Raw genomic sequence first — 26,418 nt, 5'->3', positions numbered from 1 at the left:
GCGCCGCAATGTCTAAAACTTATGCCCGAAGAAATGTGCCCCTCGTCACACAAAACAATCTGCCGTACCGTTGTCGCAAAACCGACAAAATCGCTGTCAGGTAATGCGTTTAGCCCGGCTAACCTTCGTCCATTCTGGATTTGTACAGCGAGGGCATAATTGATGATCGCCCGCCTGCATGACCACCACATGGCTGCATTTTATGCAGGCATACTGGCCCGCATCAGGGACGGTTTTGTATCGCTCGATAAGCATATCCGGCAGTATGCACAGGCCGGGCTTGACCTCATCGTCAGGATAGTAATAAACGCTGATTTGACCGTTCGTTTCCATAATCGCCAGACGCACCTGCCCCAGCTGTTCAACGCTGCTTATACGTAGCTCCATAAAGAACTCAAACTCCGTCATATTGGCGCTTTGCACATTCTCCCAGGCAAGTTGACCATCTTCGACAATCACCACCGGTTTTCCTTCGAACAGATCTTCCAGTTTTTCACTTTTCGACATCAGCCACATGACCAGCCGGTACAGCAGCGCAAGCGTCACGAAGACGATAAAAACCGGCACCATCGGCACATCGTCATAAAAGGCAACGTCCCCTGCCGCCGAACCCAGCGTCAGGATAATAAGCACTTCAAACAGTGACATCTGCCGCACGCCGCGACGTCCGGTGATTTTCAGAAACAGGAAGACGAGTACAAAGGTGTACAGGCTACGCAACGCCACTTCGCCTAAAAACTCAGGTGGGACTTTATCAAACGCCATCCGCTGGAGATCAAATGCTTTCATTTTTTTATGCCTTAACAGTAGGTTACTGCTTATAAGCATAGCCCAGCCATTTATTTTCGCCGGAGATAGCACCCGTCACGCAAAACCCGTATCATTGCGCGCTTTACGTACGATAAAAGTGAACGCCATGACTCAAACGTTTATCCCCGGCAAAGACGCCGCTCTGGAAGATTCCATCGCTCGCTTCCAGCAGAAACTGACCGACCTGGGCTTTAATATCGAAGAAGCCTCCTGGCTGAATCCGGTGCCTCACGTCTGGTCCGTGCATATTCGCGACAAAGACTGTGCGCTGTGCTTTACCAACGGCAAAGGCGCGACCAAAAAAGCGGCACTGGCCTCTGCGCTGGGTGAGTATTTTGAGCGTCTGTCCACCAACTATTTCTTCGCCGACTTCTGGCTGGGTGAAACGATTGCCAACGGCCCGTTCGTTCACTACCCGAACGAAAAATGGTTCCCGCTACCCGAAGACGACGAACTGCCGGAAGGCATTCTTGATGCCCGCCTGCGCGCGTTCTACGATCCGGAAAACGAACTGACCGCCAGCATGCTGATCGACCTGCAATCCGGCAATGAGGATCGTGGTATCTGCGCCCTGCCGTTCACCCGTCAGTCTGACGAGCAGACCGTTTACATTCCAATGAACATCGTTGGCAATCTGTATGTGTCTAACGGTATGTCTGCCGGTAACACCCGTAACGAAGCGCGTGTACAGGGGTTGTCTGAAGTTTTCGAGCGTCACATCAAAAACCGTATTATTGCTGAATCCATCAGCCTGCCGGAGATCCCGGCTGACGTGCTGGCGCGCTACCCGGGCGTGGTGGAATCCATCGCCAAACTGGAAGCAGAAGGTTTCCCAATCTTTGCTTATGACGGCTCTCTGGGCGGCAAATATCCGGTTATCTGCGTGGTACTGTTTAACCCGGCAAATGGCACCTGCTTCGCCTCTTTCGGCGCGCACCCGGACTTCGGCGTGGCGCTGGAGCGTACCGTGACCGAACTGCTGCAAGGTCGTAGCCTGAAAGATCTCGACGTATTCACCCCGCCAACCTTTGATGACGAAGAAGTCGCCGAGCACACCAACCTCGAAACGCACTTCATCGACTCCAGCGGTTTGATCTCCTGGGATATGTTCAAACAGGACGCAGACTATCCGTTCGTGGACTGGAGCTTTGCCGGTACGACGGAAGAAGAGTTCGCCACCCTGATGGCGATCTTCAACGCGGAAGATCAGGAAGTCTATATTGCCGACTATGAACACCTCGGCGTTTATGCGTGCCGTATTATTGTGCCGGGTATGTCGGACATCTATCCGGCAGAAGATCTGTGGCTGGCGAACAACAGCATGGGCGCGCATCTGCGTGAAACCCTGCTGGCCCTGCCGGGCAGCGAGTGGGATAAAGAAGATTATCTGAACCTGATCGCCCAACTGGACGAAGAAGGACACGATGATTTCACCCGCGTACGCGAACTGCTGGGTCTGGCAACCGGAAAAGATAACGGCTGGTACACGCTGCGCATCGGCGAGCTAAAAGCGATGCTGGCGCTGGCGGGCGGCGATCTGGATCAGGCTTTGGCCTGGACCGAGTGGACGATGGAGTTTAACCAGTCCGTCTTCTCCGCCGAGCGCACTAACTATTACCGTTGCCTGCAAACGCTGCTCCTGCTTTCTCAGGAAGACGACCGCGAGCCATTGCAGTATCTGAACGCCTTCGTCCGCATGTACGGTGCAGATGCCGTTGAAGCTGCCAGCGCTGCGCTGAGCGGTGAAGAACCGTTCTATGGCCTACAAGCGGTTGACAGCGATCTGAAAGCCTTCCCGGCGCATCAGTCGCTGCTGAATGCGTATGAAAAATTGCAGAAGGCTAAAGCCGCTTACTGGTCAAAATAAGCGCATATAACATTAATGGCTGTAGGCGTATTCAATCGCCTGAGCTATATTACGGGGCAATTTCATTGCCCCTTTTTTTATTTTTCCGCAATGACGTTTAATTGTAATAATTAAGTTAACCACGGGTAAATATAAAAACGCTTACCTGGGCTTTACTGTTACTAATTCTAATAAATACTCCATTTTAATTAACTGTTCCACGGGAGGCTGAAGGAAAAAATTCAACTCTTTTCATAACTTTTAAAATTTATTTTTATACGGATAATCAAATACTTACTCCGCTTTTGCTGTAAAACCATACACACTGCGGGCCTATAAGCCAGGCGAGATATGATCTATATCAATTTCTCTTCTATAATGCTTTGTTAGTATCTCGTCGCCGACTTAATAAAGAGAGAGTTAGTGTGAAAGCTGACAACCCTTTTGATCTATTACTCCCCGCTGCGATGGCGAAAGTTGCCGAAGAAGCGGGTGTCTACAAAGCAACGAAACATCCGATGACGACGTTCTTTCTGGCCATTACGGCTGGGGTGTTCATCTCCATCGCTTTCGTCTTCTATATCACAGCCACCACCGGCACTGCCGGGATGCCTTTCGGCATAGCGAAACTGATTGGTGGTATTTGCTTCTCACTGGGCCTGATCCTCTGCGTCATCTGCGGCGCCGACCTCTTCACCTCAACGGTGCTGATTGTTGTGGCAAAAGCCAGCGGAAGAATTACCTGGGGTCAACTGGGGCGCAACTGGCTCAACGTCTACGTTGGCAACCTGATTGGCTGTCTGCTCTTTGTTCTGTTGATGTGGCTTTCTGGCGAGTACATGACCGCCAACGGCGGCTGGGGGCTTAACGTCCTGCAAACCGCCGACCACAAAATGCACCATACATTTATCGAAGCCGTTGCTCTCGGCATCCTTGCAAACCTGATGGTCTGCCTGGCGGTCTGGATGAGCTACTCTGGTCGTAGCCTGATGGATAAAGCCATGATTATGGTTCTGCCGGTTGCGATGTTTGTTGCCAGCGGCTTTGAGCACAGTATTGCGAATATGTTCATGATCCCGATGGGGATTGTTATCCGCAACTTTGCAAGCCCGGAGTTCTGGACTGCTGTTGGTTCAACCCCGGAAAGTTTTTCACACCTGACTATTATGAATTTCATTACTGATAACCTGATCCCCGTCACTATCGGGAACATTATCGGTGGGGGTCTGTTAGTTGGGTTGACATACTGGGTCATTTACCTGCGTGGCGGCGATCATCATTAATGGTTGTCTCAGGCAGTAAATAAAAAATCCACTTAAGAAGGTAGGTGTTACATGTCCGAGCTTAATGAAAAGTTAGCCACAGCCTGGGAAGGTTTTACGAAAGGTGACTGGCAGAATGAAGTCAACGTCCGTGACTTCATTCAGAAAAACTATACCCCGTATGAAGGTGACGAATCCTTCCTGGCTGGTGCGACTGATGCAACCACCAAGCTGTGGGACAGCGTAATGGAAGGCGTTAAACTGGAAAACCGCACTCACGCGCCAGTTGATTTTGACACCTCCGTTGCTTCTACCATCACTTCTCACGATGCTGGCTACATCAACAAAGCCCTTGAGAAAATCGTTGGTCTCCAGACTGAAGCACCACTGAAACGCGCAATCATCCCGTTCGGTGGCATTAAAATGGTTGAAGGTTCCTGCAAAGCGTATAACCGCGAGCTGGACCCAATGCTGAAAAAAATCTTCACCGAATACCGTAAAACCCATAACCAGGGTGTATTCGATGTTTACACCAAAGACATTCTGAACTGCCGTAAATCTGGCGTTCTGACCGGTCTGCCAGATGCCTATGGCCGTGGCCGTATCATCGGTGACTACCGTCGCGTTGCGCTGTACGGTATCGACTTCCTGATGAAAGACAAATACGCGCAGTTCGTCTCTCTCCAGTCTGACCTGGAAAACGGCGTAAACCTGGAAGCGACTATCCGTCTGCGTGAAGAGATTGCTGAACAGCACCGTGCGCTGGGTCAGATCAAAGAGATGGCGGCTAAATACGGCTGTGATATCTCTGGTCCTGCAACCAACGCTCAGGAAGCTATCCAGTGGACCTACTTCGGCTACCTGGCCGCGGTTAAGTCTCAGAACGGTGCAGCAATGTCCTTCGGCCGCGTATCCACCTTCCTGGATGCGTATATCGAACGCGATATCAAAGCAGGCAAAATCACCGAACAAGACGCTCAGGAAATGATTGACCACCTGGTCATGAAACTGCGTATGGTTCGCTTCCTGCGTACTCCAGAATATGATGAGCTGTTCTCTGGTGACCCAATCTGGGCAACCGAATCTATCGGCGGTATGGGCGTAGATGGCCGTACTCTGGTAACCAAAAACAGCTTCCGCTTCCTGAACACCCTGTACACCATGGGTCCTTCTCCGGAGCCGAACATCACCGTTCTGTGGTCTGAAAAACTGCCACTGAACTTCAAGAAATTCGCCGCTAAAGTGTCCATCGACACCTCTTCTCTGCAATACGAGAACGATGACCTGATGCGTCCGGACTTCAACAACGACGACTACGCTATCGCGTGCTGCGTAAGCCCAATGGTTGTTGGTAAGCAAATGCAGTTCTTCGGTGCGCGTGCAAACCTGGCGAAAACCATGCTGTACGCAATCAACGGCGGCGTTGACGAAAAACTGAAAATGCAGGTTGGTCCTAAGTCTGAACCGATCAAAGGCGACCTTCTGAACTTCGACGAAGTGATGGAGCGCATGGATCACTTCATGGACTGGCTGGCTAAGCAGTATGTCACTGCGCTGAACGTCATCCACTACATGCACGACAAGTACAGCTACGAAGCCTCTCTGATGGCGCTGCATGACCGTGACGTCGTTCGCACCATGGCGTGTGGTATCGCAGGTCTGTCCGTTGCGGCTGACTCCCTGTCTGCAATCAAATATGCGAAAGTTAAACCAATTCGTGACGAAGATGGTCTGGCTATCGACTTCGAAATCGAAGGCGAATATCCGCAGTTTGGTAACAACGACGCTCGCGTTGATGACATGGCGGTTGACCTGGTAGAACGTTTCATGAAGAAAATTCAGAAACTCACTACCTATCGTAACGCTATCCCGACTCAGTCTGTTCTGACCATTACCTCTAACGTTGTGTATGGTAAGAAAACCGGTAACACCCCAGACGGTCGTCGTGCTGGCGCGCCATTCGGCCCAGGTGCTAACCCAATGCACGGTCGTGACCAGAAAGGTGCGGTTGCCTCTCTGACCTCCGTTGCTAAACTGCCGTTTGCTTACGCGAAAGATGGTATCTCTTACACCTTCTCTATCGTGCCAAACGCGCTGGGTAAAGATGACGAAGTACGTAAAACTAACCTCGCGGGTCTGATGGATGGTTACTTCCACCACGAAGCGTCCATCGAAGGTGGTCAGCACCTGAACGTGAACGTGATGAACCGTGAAATGCTGCTCGACGCGATGGAACATCCTGAGAAGTATCCTCAGCTGACCATCCGCGTATCTGGCTACGCAGTACGTTTTAACTCCCTGACGAAAGAACAGCAGCAGGACGTTATCACCCGTACTTTCACTCAGTCCATGTAAGTGGAATTGACTGAAATCACGCGTTAAAAAGCGTACAATAAAGGCTCCACGCAAGTGGGGCCTTTTTAACACCCTCGCTTCATCAGTCTCTTTTGTCCGCTATCTATACTTAATGGATAACAGCCAAAACAGACTCGACATAGCCTTTGAGCTGTGCATCTACATAGGCCCCCGGATGGGCCAAATTCGGAGATATCACCGCAATGTCAATTATTGGTCGCATTCACTCCTTTGAATCCTGTGGCACCGTCGATGGCCCGGGGATCCGCTTTATCACTTTCTTCCAGGGCTGCCTGATGCGCTGCCTGTACTGCCATAACCGTGACACCTGGGACACCCATGGCGGTAAAGAAGTCACCGTTGAAGATCTGATGAAAGAGGTGGTGACCTATCGCCACTTCATGAACGCGTCCGGTGGTGGCGTGACGGCATCCGGCGGTGAAGCTATTCTTCAGGCTGAATTTGTGCGCGACTGGTTCCGCGCCTGCCATAAAGAAGGTATTCATACCTGCCTCGACACCAACGGCTTTGTGCGCCGTTACGATCCGGTTATTGATGAACTGCTTGAAGTGACCGATCTGGTGATGCTCGATCTCAAGCAGATGAACGATGAGATCCACCAGAATCTGGTTGGCGTCTCAAACCACCGTACGCTGGAATTTGCCAAATACATTGCCAACAAAGGCGTCAAGACCTGGATCCGCTACGTGGTGGTACCGGGCTGGTCAGATGATGATGATTCTGCACATCGTCTGGGCGAATTTACCAGGGATATGGGTAACGTGGAGAAAATTGAACTCCTGCCCTATCACGAGCTGGGCAAACACAAATGGGTGGCAATGGGTGAAGAGTACAAGCTCGATGGCGTGAAGCCGCCGAAAAAAGAGACGATGGAGCGCGTCAAAGGTATTCTTGAGCAGTATGGCCACAAGGTCATGTATTAACGAAAAGGCCCGGTGAAAACCGGGCCTTTTTATATTCTATTTAAAGACGCCGTTAATCACCGAAGTCACAATCGCGGTACTCAGCGCAATTAAGACCAGGTCGTCACCCACCACGCGCCATTCATAGCCCGGATAAGAAGGAAGCTGACCCAGCATATCGGCTGGCACGGTTTTCTTCGCAATGCCCGGAGGCAGTGGCTTACCGCGCGCCAGGTTTTTCGCAATACCCGGAGGCAGAGAGTCGTAGCCCGTTAAGCCGTAATTCAGTGCCAGATGGCGGGCATGATCGAAGCTCACGCGGACGTCAACATCATGACCAACATCGTTGCTGTTTTTAAAGCTCTTATCCGATTTTCCTGGATTATCCTGGCCGGTATTGTGCTTATTACCATGGTTACCAGCGTTCCCGTTACCATGATTGCCGCTATTACCTTGTCCGCCACCGTTTCCGTGACCACCGCCATTCCCGTTTCCTGGATTAGCCATGGCCGGAGCCGTTGCAAACGTTAAAGCCAACACTACGGCAAGTGCGGTAGTGGAAAAACGACGAGTAGACATGATTGCTGCCTTTTAGTGGTAGAACTCATTTGAATTATCGCCAGGCAGTAAAAACTCACAATAAGTAAAAGTCTTATATGTGACAGGGACAAAAAAGCCTGTCATCGACAGGCTTTTATTTAATCAGGCATGTGCCACTGGCGTTGGGTGCTCGCCCGCTTTGCGCAGCAGCATTAACAGATAAATAAACGATACGCTGGCGATCATGATAAACAGCAGATTATCAGAGTAATTTTGCATGAGCATAGCGGTAAAAGTCGGCCCCAGTAAACTGCCGATGGTGTAACTCAGCAACAATGCCTGGTTCATCGCCACCAGCTGGTGATGCTCAACTTTCTCACAGGCCCAGGCCATCGCGACCGGATAGAGCGTAAAACCCGCAGCCCCCAGAATGAACAGCGCAGGCGCCATCGCGGCGTTGCTGAGCATGGCGAGACAGCCCATGATGACCACGAAAACCTGGACGCGCAGCACCAGCAGACGACCAAAGCGGTCCGCCAGGCGGCCAATCGGCCACTGACCGACAATCCCCGCGCTGACCATCACCGCCATCCAGAAACCGATCCCGGAATCGCTGACGCCCTGATGGTTGAGATAGAGCGGCATCAGGCCATAGAGCGACCCCAGCACAATCCCGGAGATAATGCAGCCGTTAATCCCCAGGCGCGCCTGACGCAGTCTCAGCATCGGCCAAACGTGCGTGGCCTCCTGATGCTCACTGCTCTGGTTCACGATACGGGTAAAGAGCAGCGGCAGAATTGCGGCCAGCACCATCCCGGTTACCCATGGCAGAACGCTCATCAGGTCGGTTGGGAATTTGCTGACCATCAGTTGTCCCAGAACGGTACCGACGTAGTAAACCATCATATAAGCCGCCAGCAGACGCCCGCGATTACGGGACGTGCCGCTGCACATCAGCGCACTTTCAACCACCACCCAGATCATGGCGCAGCCAACGCCCGCAATAAAGCGCCAGACCATCCAGCTCCAGAAGCCGACCATCAGTCCTAAACCGGCGCATCCGACGGCAAAGATCAGTGACGCCAGATAATAACTGCGGTTAAAACCAAAGCGCTTAATAAGGCTGCCCGTTAATAAGGTACCCAGCAGATTGCCCGTAAAAAAGGACGAGCTAACCATACCCACCTGCCAGGTTGGTAAGTTTTCATGGGCGAGCCATAGCGGGACGAGTGTGTTCAACACCGCGATCGCCAGGGTCAGCAAAAGCAGGCCACAGAGCAACAAAAGCACCGGGCGGGTATAGGTGGTCATGGATTAAAAACCGTGAGGAAGTTCAGATTTCGTGCGCATCATGCCACTGGCAAAAACAAAGTCAATCCACCGATTCAGGCGTCACGCACGATATGCGCCTTGTCGATTTAAAAAACTCATCCTGCTAATGCAAAGCCTGCTACCAATATTAATTATCTATTTGTTTTTATTTATTTCCGGGAATTTTTACAACGAAACATCAGTCGAAAAATTTCATGAATGAAAAAAGAAAAGCCGGGCACTATGTCCCGGCTTTTTATAACAAAATCTAAAATTAGCTGGCGACAGCCATACCGACCGTCATATGCAGACCGTAAAATACGCCGCGACCAATTAACTCCCCTGCCAGCACCAGCACAAAGGCCAGTGACAGCAACGGTAGCGCAGGCGCGTAACCTTTAAGCTGAGGGGCAATCCAGCACACCAGCGCCGCCGTCAGCAGCACCACACGCCAGGCCATCAGAGAACCGTAATCCGGTACCAGCGCCGAAGCCTGTTGGATAGAGCTGTGAATCGTCGCCAGCTCCGCTCCCTGCATAAGCGCTACAACGGTACTGATGACCAGTGCCAGCAGCGAGACCGCGGGCAGCAGGCGCATCGCCCAACCATTAATGCCAGCTACACGCAGAAGCAGATAACCCAGCAGCGGCCCGCCAATAAACATGGTCAGGAAGAAGCTCATCGGCGTCCAGACGCTGTACCAGGTCGGAACGGTATCAATGGTGTTGTACACCCGGACCATCATCCAGACGAAGACAACGCCCAGTACCATGGTGACGATGAGCCACAACGCACGTAACCCTGACGGCAGCTTTTTCAGCGCTGCCAGTAACCACCCCAGCCCGCCAACTGCAAAGAAGATTGCGCCGCTGGCAATCTCGTTACTCAGCGAAGAGGCACCTACGCGGTTCAGGGAGTTAAACGCGCGCATCGGTGAGCCCAGGTGCAGCGTAGAGGCGATAAACCCAATCCCCATCAACACCCACAGGCCAAACATGCTCAACACTAAACGCTGCTGCTGTTCAGCATTGAGGTTCCCTTTTAACAGCGCCAGCGCAAGGACGATAAACCCGCCTGCCACGCACTGCCCAAAGACCGTGAAGATCATAAGCGGCCATTCATGCCATCCACTTCCCATCTCACACCTCCTTTGGGTTTGCCAGGTAGCCGGTGGTATCACCCGTCGGACGGCTGTTGGCGTTAGGTTTAATCACAATACTCGGCTTCGTGAAGTGCGCAGACGGCAGCGGCGCGACCGCAGCAAGCTGACCGTGTTTTTTACGCAGCTCTTCAATCGGGCCAAAGTCCAGCGCGCGCAGCGGGCAGGACTCGACGCAGATGGGCTTTTTGCCGTCCGCCACGCGGCTGTGGCAGCCGTCGCACTTGGTCATGTGGCCTTTAGCCGCGTTATACTGCGGCGCACCATACGGGCAGGCCATGTGGCAGTAGCGACAGCCGATGCAGACATCCTCGTTCACCACCACAAAACCGTCGTCGCGCTTGTGCATTGCCCCGCTCGGGCAGACCTTGGTGCAGGCCGGATCTTCGCAGTGGTTGCAGGCAATCGACAGGTAATAGGCGAAGACGTTCTGATGCCAGACGCCGTTATCCTCCTGCCAGTCGCCGCCTGCGTATTCATAAATACGACGGAAGCTGACGTCCGGGGTCAGGTCTTTATAATCCTTGCAGGCCAGCTCGCAGGTTTTGCACCCGGTGCAGCGGCTGGAATCAATAAAAAATCCATACTGGGTTGTCATCGGTTACTCCTTACGCCTTTTCAACCTGAACGAGGTTTGTGTGGGATGGGTTGCCCTTCGCCAGCGGCGATGGACGCTGCGTAGTGAGAACGTTGATGCAGCCCGCCTGATCGATACGGTTCGCATCCGGGTTATACCAGGCCCCTTCCCCCAGCGCGACAACGCCAGGCATCATGCGCGGAGTCACTTTAGCTTCGATATGCACTTCGCCACGTCCGTTGAAGATACGTACGCGATCGCCATTACTGATGCCGCGCGCTTTCGCATCCATCGGGTTGATCCACATCTCCTGTCGGCAGGCCGCTTTCAGAACGTCAACGTTGCCGTAGGTGGAGTGAACACGCGCTTTGTAGTGGAAACCGGTTAACTGAAGTGGGAATTTCTCCGTCAGCGGATCGTTGTAGTTTTCGAAGCCAGGCGTATAGATCGGCAGCGGATCGATAACGTCCCCTTCCGGCAATTCCCACGTTGCGGCAATTTTTGCCAGCTCTTCGGAGTAGATCTCGATTTTGCCCGACGGCGTGGTCAGCGGATTGGCCTGCGGATCGTCGCGGAAGGCTTTATACGCCACGTGATGCCCTTCCGGATCGCGCTGCTTGTACATGCCCTGCTTGCGGAAGGTATCGAAGTCCGGCAGGTCTGGAATGGCTTTGCGTGAGAGCTCGTGCAGATGGCGCATCCACTCTTCCTGAGTACGCCCCTCTGTGAACTGCTGCTCAACGCCAAGACGTTTCGCCAGCTCGGACGTCATCTCATAGATGGTTTTGCACTCGAAGCGCGGTTTGATGGCCTGGTCTGTGAAGATCACATAGGACATGTTGCCGCAGGAGGCGTCCAGCGCGAAATCCATCTGCTCAGAGGCGGTGCAGTCTGGGAGCAGAATATCGGCATACTTCGCCGATGAGGTCATGTGGCAGTCGATCACCACAATCATTTCGCACTTCTTGTCGTCCTGCAAAATTTCATGGGTGCGGTTGATCTCTGAGTGCTGGTTGATCAGGCAGTTACCGGCATAGTTCCAGATCATTTTGATTGGCACATCCAGCTTATCTTTGCCCCGAACACCGTCGCGTAGCGCGGTCATTTCCGGGCCGCGCTCGATCGCGTCCGTCCACATAAACATGGAGATGCTGGTCTGAACCGGGTTATCCAGCGTTGGCATACGTTCAAACGGTACTTCATACGAGCCTTCACGCGCCCCGCTATTACCGCCGTGAATGCCGACGTTGCCAGTCAGAATCGAGAGCATAGAAATAGCGCGGGTGGCAATTTCGCCGTTCGCGTGACGCTGCGGTCCCCAGCCCTGGCTGATATAAGCCGGTTTTGCTGAACCAATTTCACGGGCCAGCTGAACAATACGTTCGACTGGAATGCCGGTGATGGTGGATGCCCACTCAGGGGTTTTCGCTACCCCGTCGCTGCCCTGACCAAGAATATACGCTTTGTAATGCCCGTTAGCCGGTGCGCTGGCTGGCAGCGTCTTCTCGTCATAGCCGACGCAGTATTTATCAAGGAACGGCTGATCGACGAGGTTTTCAGTGATCATCACATACGCCAGCGCATTGACCAGCGCCGCATCGGTACCAGGGCGGATAGGGATCCACTCGTCTTCTCGCCCCGCGCCGGTATCGGTGTAGCGCGGATCGACGATGATCATACGTGCGTTGGATTTGGCGCGCGCCTGCTCAAGATAATAGGTTACCCCACCGCCGCTCATACGCGTTTCGCCCGGGTTGTTGCCGAACAATACCACCAGCTTGCTGTTTTCTATATCCGACGGGCTGTTACCGTCTGCCCAGCCGCCATAGGTGTAGTTCAGGCCCGCGGCAATCTGTGCGGAAGAGTAGTCGCCATAATGGTTGAGATAGCCGCCGCAGCAGTTCATCAGGCGCGCTACCAGCGTTTTACCCGGCGGCCAGGAGCGGGTCATGGTGCCGCCCAGCGTCCCGGTGCCATAGTTCAGGTAGATGGATTCGTTGCCGTACTCTTTGATCAGGCGCTGCATGTTGGTCGCGATAATATCGTAGGCTTCGTCCCAGCTAATGCGCTCGAACTTCCCTTCCCCACGCTTACCGACACGCTTCATCGGATATTTCAGACGATCCGGGTTATAAACGCGACGGCGCATTGAGCGGCCACGCAGACAGGCACGAACCTGGTGTAACCCTTCATAGTTATCATCGCCGGTATTGTCGGTTTCAACGTATTTGATTTCACCGTCCACAACATGCATACGCAGCGGACAACGGCTACCACAGTTAACGGTACAGGCACTCCACACCACTTTTTCCGGGGCTGAAGCGGGAGACAGAGCCTCCGCCGCCGACGCCAGACGGGTAAAAGGAAGCGTAAAGGCGCTGCTGGCAACCGCCAGACCACCTATTGCCGTGGTTTTCATCAACCCACGGCGAGTGACCTCGGCAGCCATTAACGCTTCAGGCGCTTTGATTTTCATAAAGACTCACTTTGGTTGCTCACAAAGAAAAGAGAGGCGGCGCATACCGCTATGTAGTTTTATATATAACGAATTCCTTCGTTACAGGTGTTTTATGCTAACTTTCGTTCGGAGGAGTATTACTACTTTAGAGGGAGGGAATATTGCGTCGTATCAAATCAAAGATATAAAAAAAGCGCCCTGAGGCGCTTTTTTGTTTTGCAGCAAAATATTAGCCGATAAACTGCTGGCCTTTCATGTAAGGACGCAGCACCTCAGGGATCTCAATACGACCATCTGCCTGCTGGTAGTTCTCCAGCACGGCAACCAGCGTACGGCCAACCGCCAGACCAGAACCGTTCAGGGTATGAACCAGACGGGTCTTCTTGTCGGACTTGCTGCGGCAACGCGCCTGCATACGACGCGCCTGGAAATCCCAGACGTTAGAGCAAGAGGAGATTTCACGGTAGGTGTTTTGCGCAGGCACCCAGACTTCGAGGTCGAAGGTTTTGCAGGCGCCGAAGCCCATGTCACCGGTGCACAGCGCCATACGGCGGTATGGCAGCCCCAGCAGCTCCAGCACTTTCTCTGCGTGACCTGTCATCTCTTCCAGCGCGTCCATAGACTCTTCCGGACGAACGATCTGCACCATCTCAACTTTATCGAACTGGTGCATACGGATCAGACCGCGCGTATCACGACCGTAAGAACCGGCTTCAGAACGGAAACATGGAGAGTGCGCAGTCAGTTTGATTGGCAGATCGTCTTCGTCGATGATCTCATCACGCACGAGGTTGGTCAGCGGCACTTCCGCGGTTGGGATCAGCGCGTAGTTGCTGCTGTCAGCTTCTTCGTCCAGCGGACGGGTATGGAACAGATCGCCGGCAAATTTCGGCAGCTGGCCTGTACCGTACAGCGTATCGTGGTTAACCAGATACGGAACGTAGGTTTCGCTGTAGCCATGCTGCTCGGTGTGCAGATCCAGCATAAATTGCGCCAGCGCGCGATGCAGGTGAGCAATCTGACCTTTCATTACCACGAAGCGAGAACCGGTCAGCTTAACCGCAGCCGCAAAGTCCAGGCCCGCGTGCATTTCGCCCAGCGTCACGTGATCGCGCACCTCGAAGTCAAACTCGCGAGGCGTACCCCAGCGTTTCACTTCAACGTTGTCGTTTTCGTCTTTGCCGACAGGGACGCTGTCGTCAGGAATGTTCGGGATCGCCAGAGCGATATCACGAATTTCAGCCTGAAGAACGTCCAGTTCAGCTTTCGCCTGATCCAGCTCTTCACCCAGTTTGTTCACTTCCAGGCGTAATGGCTCAATATCTTCCCCGCGCGCTTTCGCCTGGCCAATGGATTTCGATCGAGAATTACGCTCTGCCTGCAGATTTTCTGTTTGTACCTGCAAAACTTTACGACGCTCTTCAAGAGCGCGCAGCTTATCTACATCCAGCTTAAAGCCCCGGCGTGCCAGTTTTTCAGCGACTGCGTCTGGCTCATTACGCAGCAGATTGGGATCGAGCATGCTTATCCTGTGCTTATCGAATTAAAAGAGGAAAAAGTGACCACAGCCTGCGGCCACAGAGATATATTGCCAACATTACCGCAACGATTGAACTAACGGTAGCGTTTTATAGGGCTATTTTGATCCTGTCCGGCAAGCCAGGCGAGCTTTTCGCCAATCTTACCCTCAAGACCTCTGTTTGTGGGGTGATAATAGCGGGTTTGTGCCATCTCCTGCGGGAAATACTCTTCCCCGGCGGCGTAGGCGTTGGGTTCGTCATGGGCGTAGCGATACTCCTGCCCGTAACCCATCTCTTTCATCAATTTGGTAGGCGCATTGCGCAGATGAACCGGCACATCGTAGTCCGGACGTTCACGTGCATCCGACATCGCCGCTTTGAAGGCGGTATACACCGCGTTACTTTTCGGTGCGCAAGCCAGATAGACAATTGCCTGCGCAATGGCACGCTCGCCCTCCGCAGGCCCGACGCGGGTAAAGCAGTCCCAGGCGGAAATAGCGACCTGCATGGCGCGTGGATCGGCATTACCGACATCTTCTGACGCAATCGCCAGGCAGCGACGCGCGACATATAACGGATCGCCACCGGCGGTGATGATACGCGCATACCAGTAGAGCGCCGCATCCGGAGCGCTGCCGCGCACGGACTTATGTAAAGCAGAGATGAGGTCGTAAAAACGATCGCCTTTATTATCGAAGCGCGCGCTGCGCTCACCGGCAATTTCGGTGAGCAGTTCAGGCTTTAATACGCGCTTGCCCGCATCGTCCACTTCGGCCATATCGGCCATCATTTCGAGCGTGTTCAACGCACGACGGGCATCACCGTTAACCAGTTCGGCGATAGCAAGACGCGTCTCGTCCGGCAGAACGATATCCTGTCCGCCGTAACCACGCGCGTTGTCCTCCATCGCCTGCGTCAGAACTTTTTCGATATCTTCCGTGGTCAGCGATTTAAGCAGATACACGCGCGCCCGGGAGAGCAGAGCAGAATTCAGTTCAAACGACGGGTTTTCCGTGGTGGCGCCGATAAAGAAAATCGTACCGTCTTCAATATGCGGCAGAAAGGCGTCCTGCTGGCTCTTGTTGAAGCGGTGAACTTCGTCGACAAACAGAATGGTGCGACGTCCGGCATTGCGGTTTTGTCGCGCCCGCTCGATCGCCTCGCGGATCTCTTTCACCCCCGACGTGACCGCCGAGATGCGCTCAACGTCCGCGTTGGCATAGCGGGCGATCACTTCAGCGAGCGTGGTTTTTCCGGTGCCGGGTGGCCCCCAGAGGATCATGGAGTGCAGATGCCCCGCCTCAATAGCGCGCGGCAAGGGTTTCCCCGCAGCCAGCAGATGTTGCTGACCGATGTACTGCGCTAAATTTTCTGGCCGCATACGGGCGGCCAGAGGTTGAAACGCATTATCTGAAAAATCGAGCGACAGGTTGCTCACTCATGCCTCTTACTTATTGCGTTGGTCGTCCACCGTTACGCCCTGCGGCGGGGTAAAGGTGAATTTCGATGCATCAATGGCGCCGTTTTGCTGAGACTTCAACTGATAGCTGCTGCGCTGATCGTCCTGCTCAACCGCGCCGAACTGATTGATGGTACCGTTGCTGCTCACGTTAATGGTGAACTGCTTCAGATTACCGTTGCTGCCTTTTGGCGTCAGGACGAACTCATCACCGTTTTGTTTGATGTTGTACTGCTGCCAGTCGCTGGACTGGTTACGGGCAATGAGCATAAACGGCGTATTGCTGGTCGCGTCTTTGAGCCAGGTGGCGGTCGCCTGCTCAACAAACGGATTGTAGAACCACAGGGTTTTACCGTCAGACACCAGAACGCTTTCATCCGGCTGGGTCATGTGCCAGTTGAACAGATTTGGGCGTTTCACCCACAAATCTCCCTGGCCTTCCTGCACCGCGTTGCCGCTGCCGTCAGTCACTTTTTGCGTGAAGCTGGCGTGGAAACTGCTCACTTTATCCAGTCGGCTTTTAAGGTCGCTGGCTGCATCAGCCCAGACGCTGCTGGCAACAAAACTGGAGAGTAATGCACAGGCGATGGCGATTTTTTTCATTGTTATTCCTTAAAATACGTCTTCCCGATATGGGGGTTCCGTTTCTATTCTGTACCTGCCCGAAGGCAGGCGACAGAAGAATATGCTTAATTTTTGCTGATTTACCCTTCTTTGCAATCGCTGAAGGTTACTCAAAAGGCGGTGGCGCCAGCACCTCACGGTTACCGTTGTGCCCCTGTTCGCTCACGATGCCCTGGGCTTCCATCTGCTCAATGATACGCGCCGCGCGGTTGTAACCGATACGGAACTGGCGCTGCACGCCGGAGATGGACGCTTTGCGTTTTTCGGTGACGAAATTAACCGCCTGGTCGAATAACGGATCCAGCTCTTCGCCGCCGTCAAAACCACCGCCGCCACCTTCGTTTTCGCTGTCAGAGGTGATGCCGTCAACATATTGCGGTCGCCCGCGCGCTTTCCAGTCTTGCACAACCGCGTGCACTTCCTGGTCGCGAACAAACGCACCGTGAACACGCACCGGCGAGGTGGAGTTCGGCCCGGAATAGAGCATATCACCCATCCCCAGCAGCGACTCTGCTCCGCCCTGGTCAAGGATAGTACGGGAGTCAATTTTACTCGACACGGTAAACGCGATACGAGTCGGGATGTTTGCCTTAATAAGACCGGTGATTACATCCACGGACGGACGCTGCGTTGCCAGTACCAGGTGGATGCCCGCCGCACGCGCTTTCTGTGCCAGACGCGCAATCAGCTCTTCCACTTTCTTGCCAACGGTCATCATCAGGTCGGCAAATTCATCCACCAGCACCACGATGTAAGGCAGTTTTTCCAGCACCGGATGCTGGGCATCCATGCTGTCACCCGGCTTCCAGTATGGGTCCGGAATCGGACGGCCCATACGCGCCGCCTCGGCGATTTTCTCGTTATAACCGGCCAGGTTACGCACGCCCAGCGCCGACATCAGCTTGTAGCGACGCTCCATTTCATTGACGCTCCAGCGTAATGCGTTGGCGGCGTCCTTCATGTCGGTAACCACTTCCGTTAACAGATGCGGAATGCCTTCATAGACGGACAGTTCGAGCATTTTTGGGTCGATCATGATGAAACGCACGTCTTCAGGCTGCGCTTTGTAGAGCATACTGAGGATCATGGCGTTCACCCCGACCGATTTACCGGAGCCGGTAGTACCCGCAACCAGCAGGTGCGGCATCTTCGCGAGATCGGCAACCACCGGATCGCCTGCGATATCTTTACCCAATACCACGGTCAGCGGGGACGGGTTGTCGCGGAATTTGGTGTTATCCAGAACTTCACGCAGATAAACGGTCTGGCGTTTCTTGTTTGGCAGCTCAAGGCCAACGTAAGGCTTGCCTGGGATCACTTCCACCACGCGTACCGCCACGGTGGACAGAGAACGCGCCAGGTCGCGGGAGAGGTTAGAAATACGCGCCGCTTTTACGCCCGGTGCCAGGTTCAGTTCGAAACGGGTGATCACCGGGCCCGGTGAGTAGTTCACCACGTCCGCTTTAATGCGGAAGTCAGCCAGACGCGCTTCCACCAGACGGGCCATCTGCTCAAGGGCAAAGGTATCCACCGGCTCGACTTCCGCTGGCGGTGGCGTTAACAGATCCAGCGACGGCAGCGGCGTACTTGGTCGTTGCAGCGGTCGGCTGTCTCCGTTACGCATCAGCAGCGGGTGAATCAGGCTCTCCTGCGGCTGTGGTGCTGGCTGCTGGGACTGTGGCTGAGGCGGTTGAGAAGGTGTCTGCGGCTGCGCATACGCCTGCGGCGCCGGCTGTTGCGGCTGCACGTAAGCCTGTGGTGCAGGCGGCTGACGCACCGGCTCCGCTTCCGGCATTACGCTCGGCGTGAACAGCGGTTCGCTTGGGCCATCATCCACCAGATCTTTCATTGGTGAGAATTCGAAATCCGACAGCGAGAACGGGTTTGCCCCCGAAGGTTGCTCACCGGAATAACGCTGCTGCTGCGTTGCTGCAAACTGGCGCGCCAGCTCCGCTTCGGTCGCATCATCGTCGTCCTGCTGTGAAGGCACGTGATGCTGTGAAGGCACGTCATGCTGATACTCTTCGCCGTAACGCTGATTCTGCTGGGCAGCAAACTGACGCGCCAGCTCATCCTGATGCAGTTCGTCGGCATCATCTTCGTAGTCGGACTCACGGGCTTTTTCTTCAGCCATACGCTGGGAAGGCAGTTTAATGCCATAAGAGGCCAGCTCCCGGCGAGTCGGTACGCGCACGCGGTTAGGGCGCGGCAGCTGTGGGCCAATGCCCTCTTTCACCTGAGGACGCGGGGCACTGTCGGCTGCCGGGCTGAATAGCGGAGCGGACGCGGCAGCGGCTGCCGTTGCCTGCTTCACGGCTTCAGCACCCGACGCGACGGCTGACGTAGGTTCTACAGGTGGAACGCTTACAGTAGGCGCTTTTGCAACGGGCTCCTGTACCGGCTCGGGCACGGGCTGATACCAGGCGGCAAGCTGCTCGCGCTCACGGGCGCGGCGCTCTTCCACTTCTTCAAAATAGTATAATGGCGGACGAGATGGCTTCGCTTCCTCCACCACTTCGGGTTCAGACACCGGTGCAACGTATGGCTGTTCAGGTACAGCGGGTTCGGGCGTATAAGCCTGATACGGTTGTTGCGGCACGCTGGCAGGCTCAGGCGGCTGAGACGTTTGCTGCCACTGTTCCTGCTGCACAGGAATATAACTTTCAGGCTCAGGTGCAATGGTCGGTTCAGGCGTATGGACGCCTGGCGCAGTCTGCCAGTCTACCTGCGGTTGCTGGATCGCGGACTCCGGTGCCGGAACAGGCGAGGACGGCATCACGGCTTCAACAGGCGCAACATGGGCCTGCGCAGCCGTCGTTGCGGCGGCAGCAGCGGCTACCGGTTCAGTCACGGAGTGGCCATTCAGCAGCGGATCGTATTCGTCATACTCTCCCGGCGTGGCTCGATGGCCAGAGAACAGTACGTCATCAGGGTCGACGGCCGCACCGCGATACTCAATCTGCTCGTCTTCATCCATACGTTTGCCGGAGAACAGCGCGGCATCCGTTTTACGGCCTAACGGGTTAGCAAATTTTTCAGCGACGCGCTGGCGGCGCGCCAGAGCACCGCGCAGAATACGCGCGCGGCGAGATTCACGCCGCTGTACAGGCGCCTCGTCTTCCTCTTCGTACTCATCTTCATACTCGTCTTCATCGACCCACGTATCGTCACGACGGGTACGGTTGCTGGCGAACGTCAGCAGCGTCAGAATAAAGCTGCCGATCTTCTCAGCAATGCTCACCCAGGACCAGCCGGTAAACAGCGTCAGGCCCGCCGCCCAGATACAGAGCAGCGCCAGCGTGCCGCCGCTGCTATGAAGCATCGGTTGCAGCGCGGAGCTCAACAGGCTGCCGATCACCCCGCCGGAGGCGAAGTACCAGATATCATCGGCGTTGATCGCCGCCAGCCCACAGGAGGTGAGGATCAGTGCCAGGGCGCCAATCAGGCGCAGCGAAACGGCAAAATAATCGATGTAGTCGTCGTTCTGTCGATGACGCCAGGCAAACCAGCATCCGCCAATAATGATGACGGGAAGGGTATAAGCCATCACTCCGAAAATGAAAAAGAGCGTGTCCGCAAGCCAGGCACCGGGAACGCCACCTAAGTTATGAATAGGCTCATGCCATGCGGTTTGCGACCAGCTGGGATCTGAGGGGTTGAAACTGAGTAAGGCGGCCATCAGCCAGACGGCAAAAAGGGCAATAACAATCAGTAACGCCTCGAGGAGACGACGTCCGCTGCTTAGCTTAGATAATGTGACTTCTTTGTCTTCAGTGTATTCCTGGCTCAAGAAAGGCTCTCCAGGTATCAGGCATGTCCTGCCTGTGTGCTAAAACGGACAACAGCGCCGGGTATCCCCGGCACTGTTGCTGTATGGATTAACAGGAGTGTAATCAAACTACACTGATTTTGCACCTGTTCCGTGTTAGCGCGTCTTAATAACCAGACGATTGCTCTGTTTGACCTCTTCCATCACCACATAAGTACGGGTGTCGTTCACGCCTGGCAGACGCAGCAGGGTTTCACCCAGCAGCTTACGGTAGGCGGACATATCGGGCACACGGGTTTTTAACAGGTAGTCAAAATCACCGGAAACCAGATGACACTCTTGAATTTCTTCAAGTTTTTGTACAGCGGCGTTAAATTGCTCAAACACATCCGGCGCACCACGATTCAGAGTAATCTCAACAAATACCAGAAGTGAGGCATCCAGATAATGCGGGTTTAGCAGAGCCGTATAGCCCTGGATAAAACCCTGTCTTTCCAGTCGACGCACACGCTCAAGGCACGGCGTCGGGGAAAGTCCCACACGTTTTGAAAGCTCGACGTTGGAAATACGCCCATCCTTTTGCAATTCATTAAGAATGTTACGATCGATACGGTCGAGATCTTTGCCAGGGCGCTTCTTGCTATCTACCATTATTATTGTCTCTCTGTATTCCTTCCCTACTCCTGCCTGGACCCTGTGCACATCACTGTTCAGAGCCTGCACCCGTTATTCATCACATCGCCTGGTTATGTATTAGACGCGATGTGGATTCGGGTTCTGCGGTAAGAAGACCGTTGCCCGAAAGCAGTCACAGACATCACGTATGGCGTCTGTCCACACCATGCGTAGATTTCACTGACCCGGTAAAAATGGCATTTACGTGCATGTCTATTCGGCATGCAGTTCATGCGTCTTTTTTTCTTCCTTGAATGTTTTCGCAAAAGCGCAGGGGATTGTCAAAGCAAAACATCGATTTTTAGTACAAGATGCCGGATATTCATTACGGGGGGGTATTAATCATCATTTTATTGCCTTATAAACGCGCGATTTTCAGTAGCAGACGTGATATGACCGTGTCTGATCCATAGGGCGTGACTATTGCATATATCGGAAGCAAAACTGTCGTGCTCTTTTTTTACGGCAACAAATTCCCTACAATCCAGCCCATTGCCTGCCAACAACAATGGGGATCTCATGGGCACGACCAAACACAGTAAGCTGCTAATCCTTGGTTCTGGACCTGCGGGATATACCGCAGCGGTCTATGCTGCACGCGCTAACCTGCAACCGGTACTGATTACCGGGATGGAAAAAGGCGGTCAGCTGACCACCACCACGGAAGTGGAAAACTGGCCGGGCGACCCGAACGACCTGACCGGGCCGCTGCTGATGGAGCGCATGCACGAGCATGCTGCTAAATTCGAAACCGAAATCCTGTTCGACCACATTAATAAAGTGGATTTGCAGAACCGTCCGTTCCGTCTGACCGGCGACAGCGGTGAATACACCTGCGATGCGCTGATCATCGCTACCGGTGCCTCTGCCCGTTATCTCGGTCTGCCGTCTGAAGAAGCATTCAAAGGGCGCGGCGTATCAGCCTGCGCGACCTGCGACGGTTTCTTCTATCGCAACCAGAAAGTTGCGGTGATCGGCGGCGGCAACACCGCTGTGGAAGAAGCGTTGTATCTGGCGAACATCGCCTCAGAAGTACACCTGATCCACCGTCGCGACACCTTCCGCGCCGAGAAGATCCTGATCAAACGCCTGATGGATAAAGTGGCGAGCGGCAACATTGTGCTGCATACCAACCGTACGCTGGAAGAAGTGACCGGCGATCAGATGGGTGTGGCAGGTCTGCGAATTCGTGATACGCAGAACACCGACACCGTCGAAACGCTGGAGGTGGCAGGCCTGTTTGTGGCAATCGGTCACAGCCCGAACACGGCCATTTTCGAAGGCCAACTTGAGCTGGAGAACGGCTACATCAAAGTGCAGTCTGGCATTCACGGCAATGCGACGCAGACCAGCATCCCAGGCGTCTTCGCGGCTGGCGACGTGATGGACCATATTTATCGTCAGGCGATCACCTCTGCGGGCACCGGCTGTATGGCCGCGCTGGACGCAGAACGCTATCTGGACGGACTGGCAGAACAAGGTAAATAATCTTTACAAGTCAGTAACAAACGTAAATAAAGGCGGCCACTGGTCGCCTTTATTTTTGCTCACGTGTAACATGCAGATGTCTAATTTCTTATAACGTCACCTGCAAAGTACGCAATGGAAAAAACCCGTCAACAAGAGTTAACGCGCTGGCTGAAACAGCAAAGCGTTCTGTCCCGCCGCTGGCTTATGATCTCCCGCGTTCTGGGATTTATCAGCGGTCTGTTGATTGTTGCCCAGGCATGGCTGCTGGCCCGCATTCTCAATCATATGATCATGGAGAGCATCCCGCGCGAAGCGCTGCTGCTGCCGTTTATCGTTCTGGTGCTGGTTATCGTCCTGCGTGCGTGGGTGGTCTGGCTGCGAGAACGGGTTGGGTTCCATGCCGGCCAGCACATCCGCTATGAGATCCGCCGCAAAGTGCTCGACCGGCTTTCGGAAGCCGGGCCTGCGTGGATCCAGGGCAAACCGGCCGGTAGCTGGGCGACGCTGATCCTTGAGCAAATCGACGATATGCACGATTACTATGCGCGTTATCTTCCACAGATGGCGCTGGCAGTGTTTGTGCCTCTGATGATTGTTATCGCCATCTTCCCTGTTAACTGGGTAGCGGCTCTGATCCTGATGGGGACCGCCCCGCTCATCCCGCTGTTTATGGCGATGGTCGGCATGGGTGCGGCAGATGCTAACCGTCGCAACTTCCTTGCGCTGGGTCGGTTGAGCGGTCATTTCCTGGACCGTCTGCGCGGAATGGAAACCCTGCGGATCTTTGGTCGTGGTGAAGCGGAAACCGAAAACATTCGCCTGGCGTCGCAGGATTTTCGTCAGCGCACCATGGAAGTGTTGCGCATGGCCTTCCTTTCTTCCGGCGTGCTCGAGTTCTTTACCTCCCTGTCGATTGCGCTGGTGGCGGTTTACTTTGGCTTCTCCTACCTCGGCGCGCTGGACTTTGGCCACTACGGTACGGCGGTCACGCTTTCCGCCGGGTTCCTGGCGCTGATCCTGGCCCCGGAATTTTTCCAGCCGCTTCGCGATCTCGGCACCTTTTACCATGCCAAAGCGCAGGCGGTGGGTGCTGCCGACAGCCTGAAAACCTTTATGGAAACGCCGCTGGCGCATCCGGAGCGTGGTGAGGTGACGCTGAATACGAACGATCCGGTGACCATTGAAGCACAGGATTTTTCTGTTCTGTCGCCTGAAGGCAAAGTGCTGGCCGGCCCGCTGAACTTTACCCTGCCTGCCGGGCAACGTGTGGTGCTGGTGGGTACCAGCGGCTCAGGTAAAAGCTCATTGTTGAATGCGCTGTCAGGTTTTATGGCGTACACCGGATCGCTGCGTATCAACAAAACGGAGCTGCGCGAGCTCGATCCTGATGCCTGGCGTAAACAGCTAAGCTGGGTGGGTCAAAACCCTCAGCTGCCTGCCCCAACGCTGCGCGAGAATGTGCTGCTGGCAAGGCCGGATGCACGTGACGATGAGCTCCAATCGGTCCTCGACCGCGCCTGGGTCAGCGAGTTTTTGCCGCTGCTTGCGCAGGGTGTCGATACCGTCATTGGCGATCAGTCTGCCGGGCTGTCAGTGGGCCAGGCACAGCGCGTCGCGGTTGCCCGTGCGCTGCTGAACCCCTGTTCGTTAATGCTGCTGGACGAACCCGCCGCCAGCCTGGACGCTCACAGCGAGCAGCGCGTGATGGATGCGCTTAACGCAGCCTCACGCCAGCAAACTACCCTGATGGTGACCCACCAGCTGGAAGGTATTGCCGACTGGGATCAGATCTGGGTGATGGAAAACGGACACATTGTTGAGCAAGGCGATTACGCCGCGCTTGTTGCCGCGCAGGGGCCCTTTGCGACCCTGCTGGCGAACCGTCAGGAGGATATCTGATGCGCGCCCTGCTTCCCTATCTTGCTTTGTATAAACGCCACAAATGGATGCTGACGCTCGGGATCGTACTGGCGATTATCACTCTGCTCGCCAGCATCGGCCTGCTTACGCTTTCTGGCTGGTTCCTCTCCGCATCTGCGGCCGCAGGCTTTGCCGGGCTATACAGCTTTAACTACATGCTGCCTGCCGCCGGGGTGCGCGGCACGGCGATTACGCGAACTGCCGGGCGCTACTTCGAACGCCTGGTCAGCCACGACGCGACCTTCCGCGTGCTGCAACACCTGCGTATTTATACGTTCAGCAAATTGCTGCCCCTCTCCCCTGCCGGGCTGGCACGTTTTCGGCAGGGCGAATTACTCAACCGCGTAGTTGCGGATGTGGATACGCTGGATCACCTCTATCTGCGCGTCATCTCGCCCATGGTGGGCGCGTTTGTGGTGATTGTCGTGGTCACGCTGGGGTTGAGTTTCCTGGATGTTCCCATCGCACTGACGCTCGGCGGCATCATGCTGATGACGCTGATTATTCTGCCGCCCCTGTTTTATCGTGCAGGTAAAACCACCGGGGAAAACCTGACGCGTCTGCGCGGGGAATACCGCCAGCAGCTCACCTCCTGGTTGCAGGGTCAGGCCGAGCTCACCATTTTTGGTGCCAGCAAGCGCTACCGCACCCGTATGGAAAATACGGAACTGAACTGGCATGAAGCCCAGCGTCGCCAGTCTGAACTGACCGCGTTTTCTCAGGCGCTGATGATGTTAATCGGTGGGTTTGCCGTTATCGCCATGCTCTGGATGGCCTCCGGTGGCGTGGGCGGTAACCCGCAGCCTGGCCCGCTGATTGCGCTGTTTGTTTTCTGTGCCCTGGCAGCCTTCGAAGCCTTAGCCCCAGTCACCGGCGCCTTTCAGCATCTCGGCCAGGTGATTGCCTCTGCGCTGCGCATTACGGATATTGCAGAGCAGGAGCCGGAAGTGAAGTTCAGCGCGGGTCAAACCGCTGTGCCGGAGCAGGTCGCGCTGACGCTCAGCAACATCACCTTCGCCTACGACAAGCAGGCGCAAAACGCGCTGGAAGACATCAGCCTTTCTGTTGATGCCGGGCAGCGCATTGCGATCCTTGGCCGTACGGGATGTGGCAAATCGACGCTTCTGCAACTCCTCACGCGCGCCTGGGACCCGCAGCAGGGCGAGATTCGGTTTAACGACCTTCCGCTGTCTGATTTTAGCGAAGCGGCCTTGCGTAAAACGGTCAGCGTCGTGCCCCAGCGTGTGCACCTGTTCAGCGCTACGCTGCGCGATAATCTTCTTCTGGCGGCACCGGACGCCTCTGACGATACGCTGCGGGCGATGCTGGAACAGGTTGGGCTGCACAAGCTGCTTGAGGACGACGGGTTGAACAGCTGGCTGGGTGAAGGGGGCCGACAGCTTTCCGGCGGCGAACTGCGTCGTCTGGCCATTGCGCGCGCCTTGCTGCACGATGCTCCGCTGATGTTGCTGGATGAACCGACAGAAGGTCTGGATGCGACAACCGAGAGTCAAATTCTTGATTTACTGACAAAGGTGATGAAAGGCAAAACCGTGCTGATGGTCACTCACCGCCTGCGCGGGCTGGTGAATTTCGATCGAATAATTGTGATGGACAACGGACACATAATTGAGCAAGGTAATCACGCAGAGCTGCTGGCAAAACAGGGTCGCTACTACCAGTTTAAACAGCGCCTGTAGACTATATTTGTAGCGTCCTCTCTCGCGTACTGGAGTTCTG

At 54.7% G+C, this 26,418-nt stretch carries 18 protein-coding genes; 7 read left to right on the top strand and 11 right to left on the bottom strand.

Annotation, left to right across the window (positions count from 1 at the left end):
• Positions 1–96: 96 nt before the first annotated feature.
• Positions 97–789, bottom strand: coding sequence for a DUF421 domain-containing protein (locus tag ACOT1A_RS11380; protein ID WP_023299721.1), 693 nt, complete (start codon positions 787–789; stop codon positions 97–99).
• Between the two features lie 127 nt (positions 790–916).
• On the opposite strand from ACOT1A_RS11380, the gene ycaO reads away from it, so the two are divergent.
• The 4 genes from ycaO (at position 917) to pflA (ending at position 7,217) form a co-directional block, all read left to right on the top strand.
• The gene (gene ycaO, locus ACOT1A_RS11375; RefSeq protein WP_022647625.1) at positions 917–2,677 is read left to right on the top strand and encodes a 30S ribosomal protein S12 methylthiotransferase accessory factor YcaO; all 1,761 of its coding nucleotides are present in this window, start codon (positions 917–919) and stop codon (positions 2,675–2,677) included.
• A 404-nt stretch (positions 2,678–3,081) separates the two neighbouring features.
• The gene (gene focA, locus ACOT1A_RS11370) at positions 3,082–3,939 is read left to right on the top strand and encodes a formate transporter FocA (protein ID WP_017384832.1); all 858 of its coding nucleotides are present in this window, start codon (positions 3,082–3,084) and stop codon (positions 3,937–3,939) included.
• 51 nt (positions 3,940–3,990) lie between these two features.
• The gene (gene pflB, locus ACOT1A_RS11365) at positions 3,991–6,273 is read left to right on the top strand and encodes a formate C-acetyltransferase (protein WP_022647624.1); all 2,283 of its coding nucleotides are present in this window, start codon (positions 3,991–3,993) and stop codon (positions 6,271–6,273) included.
• Between the two features lie 203 nt (positions 6,274–6,476).
• On the top strand, positions 6,477–7,217 hold the full coding sequence (gene pflA, locus ACOT1A_RS11360; protein WP_003858250.1) for a pyruvate formate lyase 1-activating protein: 741 nt from the start codon (positions 6,477–6,479) through the stop codon (positions 7,215–7,217).
• A 36-nt stretch (positions 7,218–7,253) separates the two neighbouring features.
• Here pflA and ACOT1A_RS11355 read toward each other — a convergent pair whose 3' ends face one another.
• From ACOT1A_RS11355 to lrp, 10 genes are all read right to left on the bottom strand, one after another.
• Entirely contained in the window at positions 7,254–7,775 is a 522-nt protein-coding gene (locus ACOT1A_RS11355) for an anti-virulence regulator CigR family protein (protein ID WP_022647623.1), read from the bottom strand.
• A gap of 123 nt (positions 7,776–7,898) precedes the next feature.
• Complete coding sequence (locus tag ACOT1A_RS11350; protein WP_022647622.1) at positions 7,899–9,047, bottom strand: MFS transporter; 1,149 nt, start codon at positions 9,045–9,047, stop codon at positions 7,899–7,901.
• Positions 9,048–9,321: 274 nt separating this feature from the next.
• Entirely contained in the window at positions 9,322–10,185 is an 864-nt protein-coding gene (locus ACOT1A_RS11345; protein WP_023299719.1) for a dimethyl sulfoxide reductase anchor subunit family protein, read from the bottom strand.
• 1 nt (position 10,186) lies between these two features.
• Positions 10,187–10,804 (bottom strand): DMSO/selenate family reductase complex B subunit, encoded by a 618-nt coding sequence (locus tag ACOT1A_RS11340; protein ID WP_022647979.1) that lies wholly within the window; start codon positions 10,802–10,804, stop codon positions 10,187–10,189.
• A gap of 10 nt (positions 10,805–10,814) precedes the next feature.
• Positions 10,815–13,259: a dimethylsulfoxide reductase subunit A gene (gene dmsA, locus ACOT1A_RS11335; RefSeq protein ID WP_023299718.1), complete on the bottom strand. Its 2,445-nt coding sequence runs from the start codon at positions 13,257–13,259 to the stop codon at positions 10,815–10,817.
• Positions 13,260–13,470: 211 nt separating this feature from the next.
• Entirely contained in the window at positions 13,471–14,763 is a 1,293-nt protein-coding gene (gene serS / locus ACOT1A_RS11330; protein ID WP_003858266.1) for a serine--tRNA ligase, read from the bottom strand.
• 92 nt (positions 14,764–14,855) lie between these two features.
• Positions 14,856–16,199, bottom strand: a complete 1,344-nt coding sequence (rarA, locus tag ACOT1A_RS11325; RefSeq protein ID WP_022647619.1) for a replication-associated recombination protein RarA — start codon at positions 16,197–16,199, stop codon at positions 14,856–14,858.
• A 9-nt stretch (positions 16,200–16,208) separates the two neighbouring features.
• The gene (gene lolA, locus ACOT1A_RS11320; protein ID WP_022647618.1) at positions 16,209–16,823 is read right to left on the bottom strand and encodes an outer membrane lipoprotein chaperone LolA; all 615 of its coding nucleotides are present in this window, start codon (positions 16,821–16,823) and stop codon (positions 16,209–16,211) included.
• Between the two features lie 127 nt (positions 16,824–16,950).
• Positions 16,951–20,634 carry a DNA translocase FtsK 4TM domain-containing protein gene (locus tag ACOT1A_RS11315; protein WP_276170245.1) on the bottom strand — a complete coding sequence of 1,228 codons (3,684 nt, stop codon included), beginning with the start codon at positions 20,632–20,634 and terminating at the stop codon, positions 16,951–16,953.
• Between the two features lie 135 nt (positions 20,635–20,769).
• Positions 20,770–21,264 (bottom strand): leucine-responsive transcriptional regulator Lrp, encoded by a 495-nt coding sequence (gene lrp, locus ACOT1A_RS11310; protein WP_000228469.1) that lies wholly within the window; start codon positions 21,262–21,264, stop codon positions 20,770–20,772.
• A gap of 543 nt (positions 21,265–21,807) precedes the next feature.
• On the opposite strand from lrp, the gene trxB reads away from it, so the two are divergent.
• The 3 genes from trxB to cydC all read left to right on the top strand — a co-directional run bounded on the left by trxB (position 21,808) and on the right by cydC (position 26,378).
• The gene (trxB, locus tag ACOT1A_RS11305) at positions 21,808–22,776 is read left to right on the top strand and encodes a thioredoxin-disulfide reductase (protein WP_022647616.1); all 969 of its coding nucleotides are present in this window, start codon (positions 21,808–21,810) and stop codon (positions 22,774–22,776) included.
• A gap of 114 nt (positions 22,777–22,890) precedes the next feature.
• Positions 22,891–24,657, top strand: a complete 1,767-nt coding sequence (cydD, locus tag ACOT1A_RS11300) for a heme ABC transporter permease/ATP-binding protein CydD (protein ID WP_105322602.1) — start codon at positions 22,891–22,893, stop codon at positions 24,655–24,657.
• Positions 24,657–26,378: a heme ABC transporter ATP-binding protein/permease CydC gene (gene cydC / locus ACOT1A_RS11295; protein ID WP_105322601.1), complete on the top strand. Its 1,722-nt coding sequence runs from the start codon at positions 24,657–24,659 to the stop codon at positions 26,376–26,378. Before cydD ends, cydC begins: the two co-directional genes overlap by 1 nt.
• The last annotated feature ends 40 nt before the right edge of the window (positions 26,379–26,418 follow it).

The sequence above is a fragment of the Enterobacter cloacae complex sp. SYL003 genome (assembly GCF_049236925.1).
GTDB lineage: Bacteria > Pseudomonadota > Gammaproteobacteria > Enterobacterales > Enterobacteriaceae > Enterobacter > Enterobacter intestinihominis.
The sequence above is the reverse complement of the archived record's forward strand: the minus strand, read 5'-3'. Positions and strand labels throughout refer to the sequence as shown.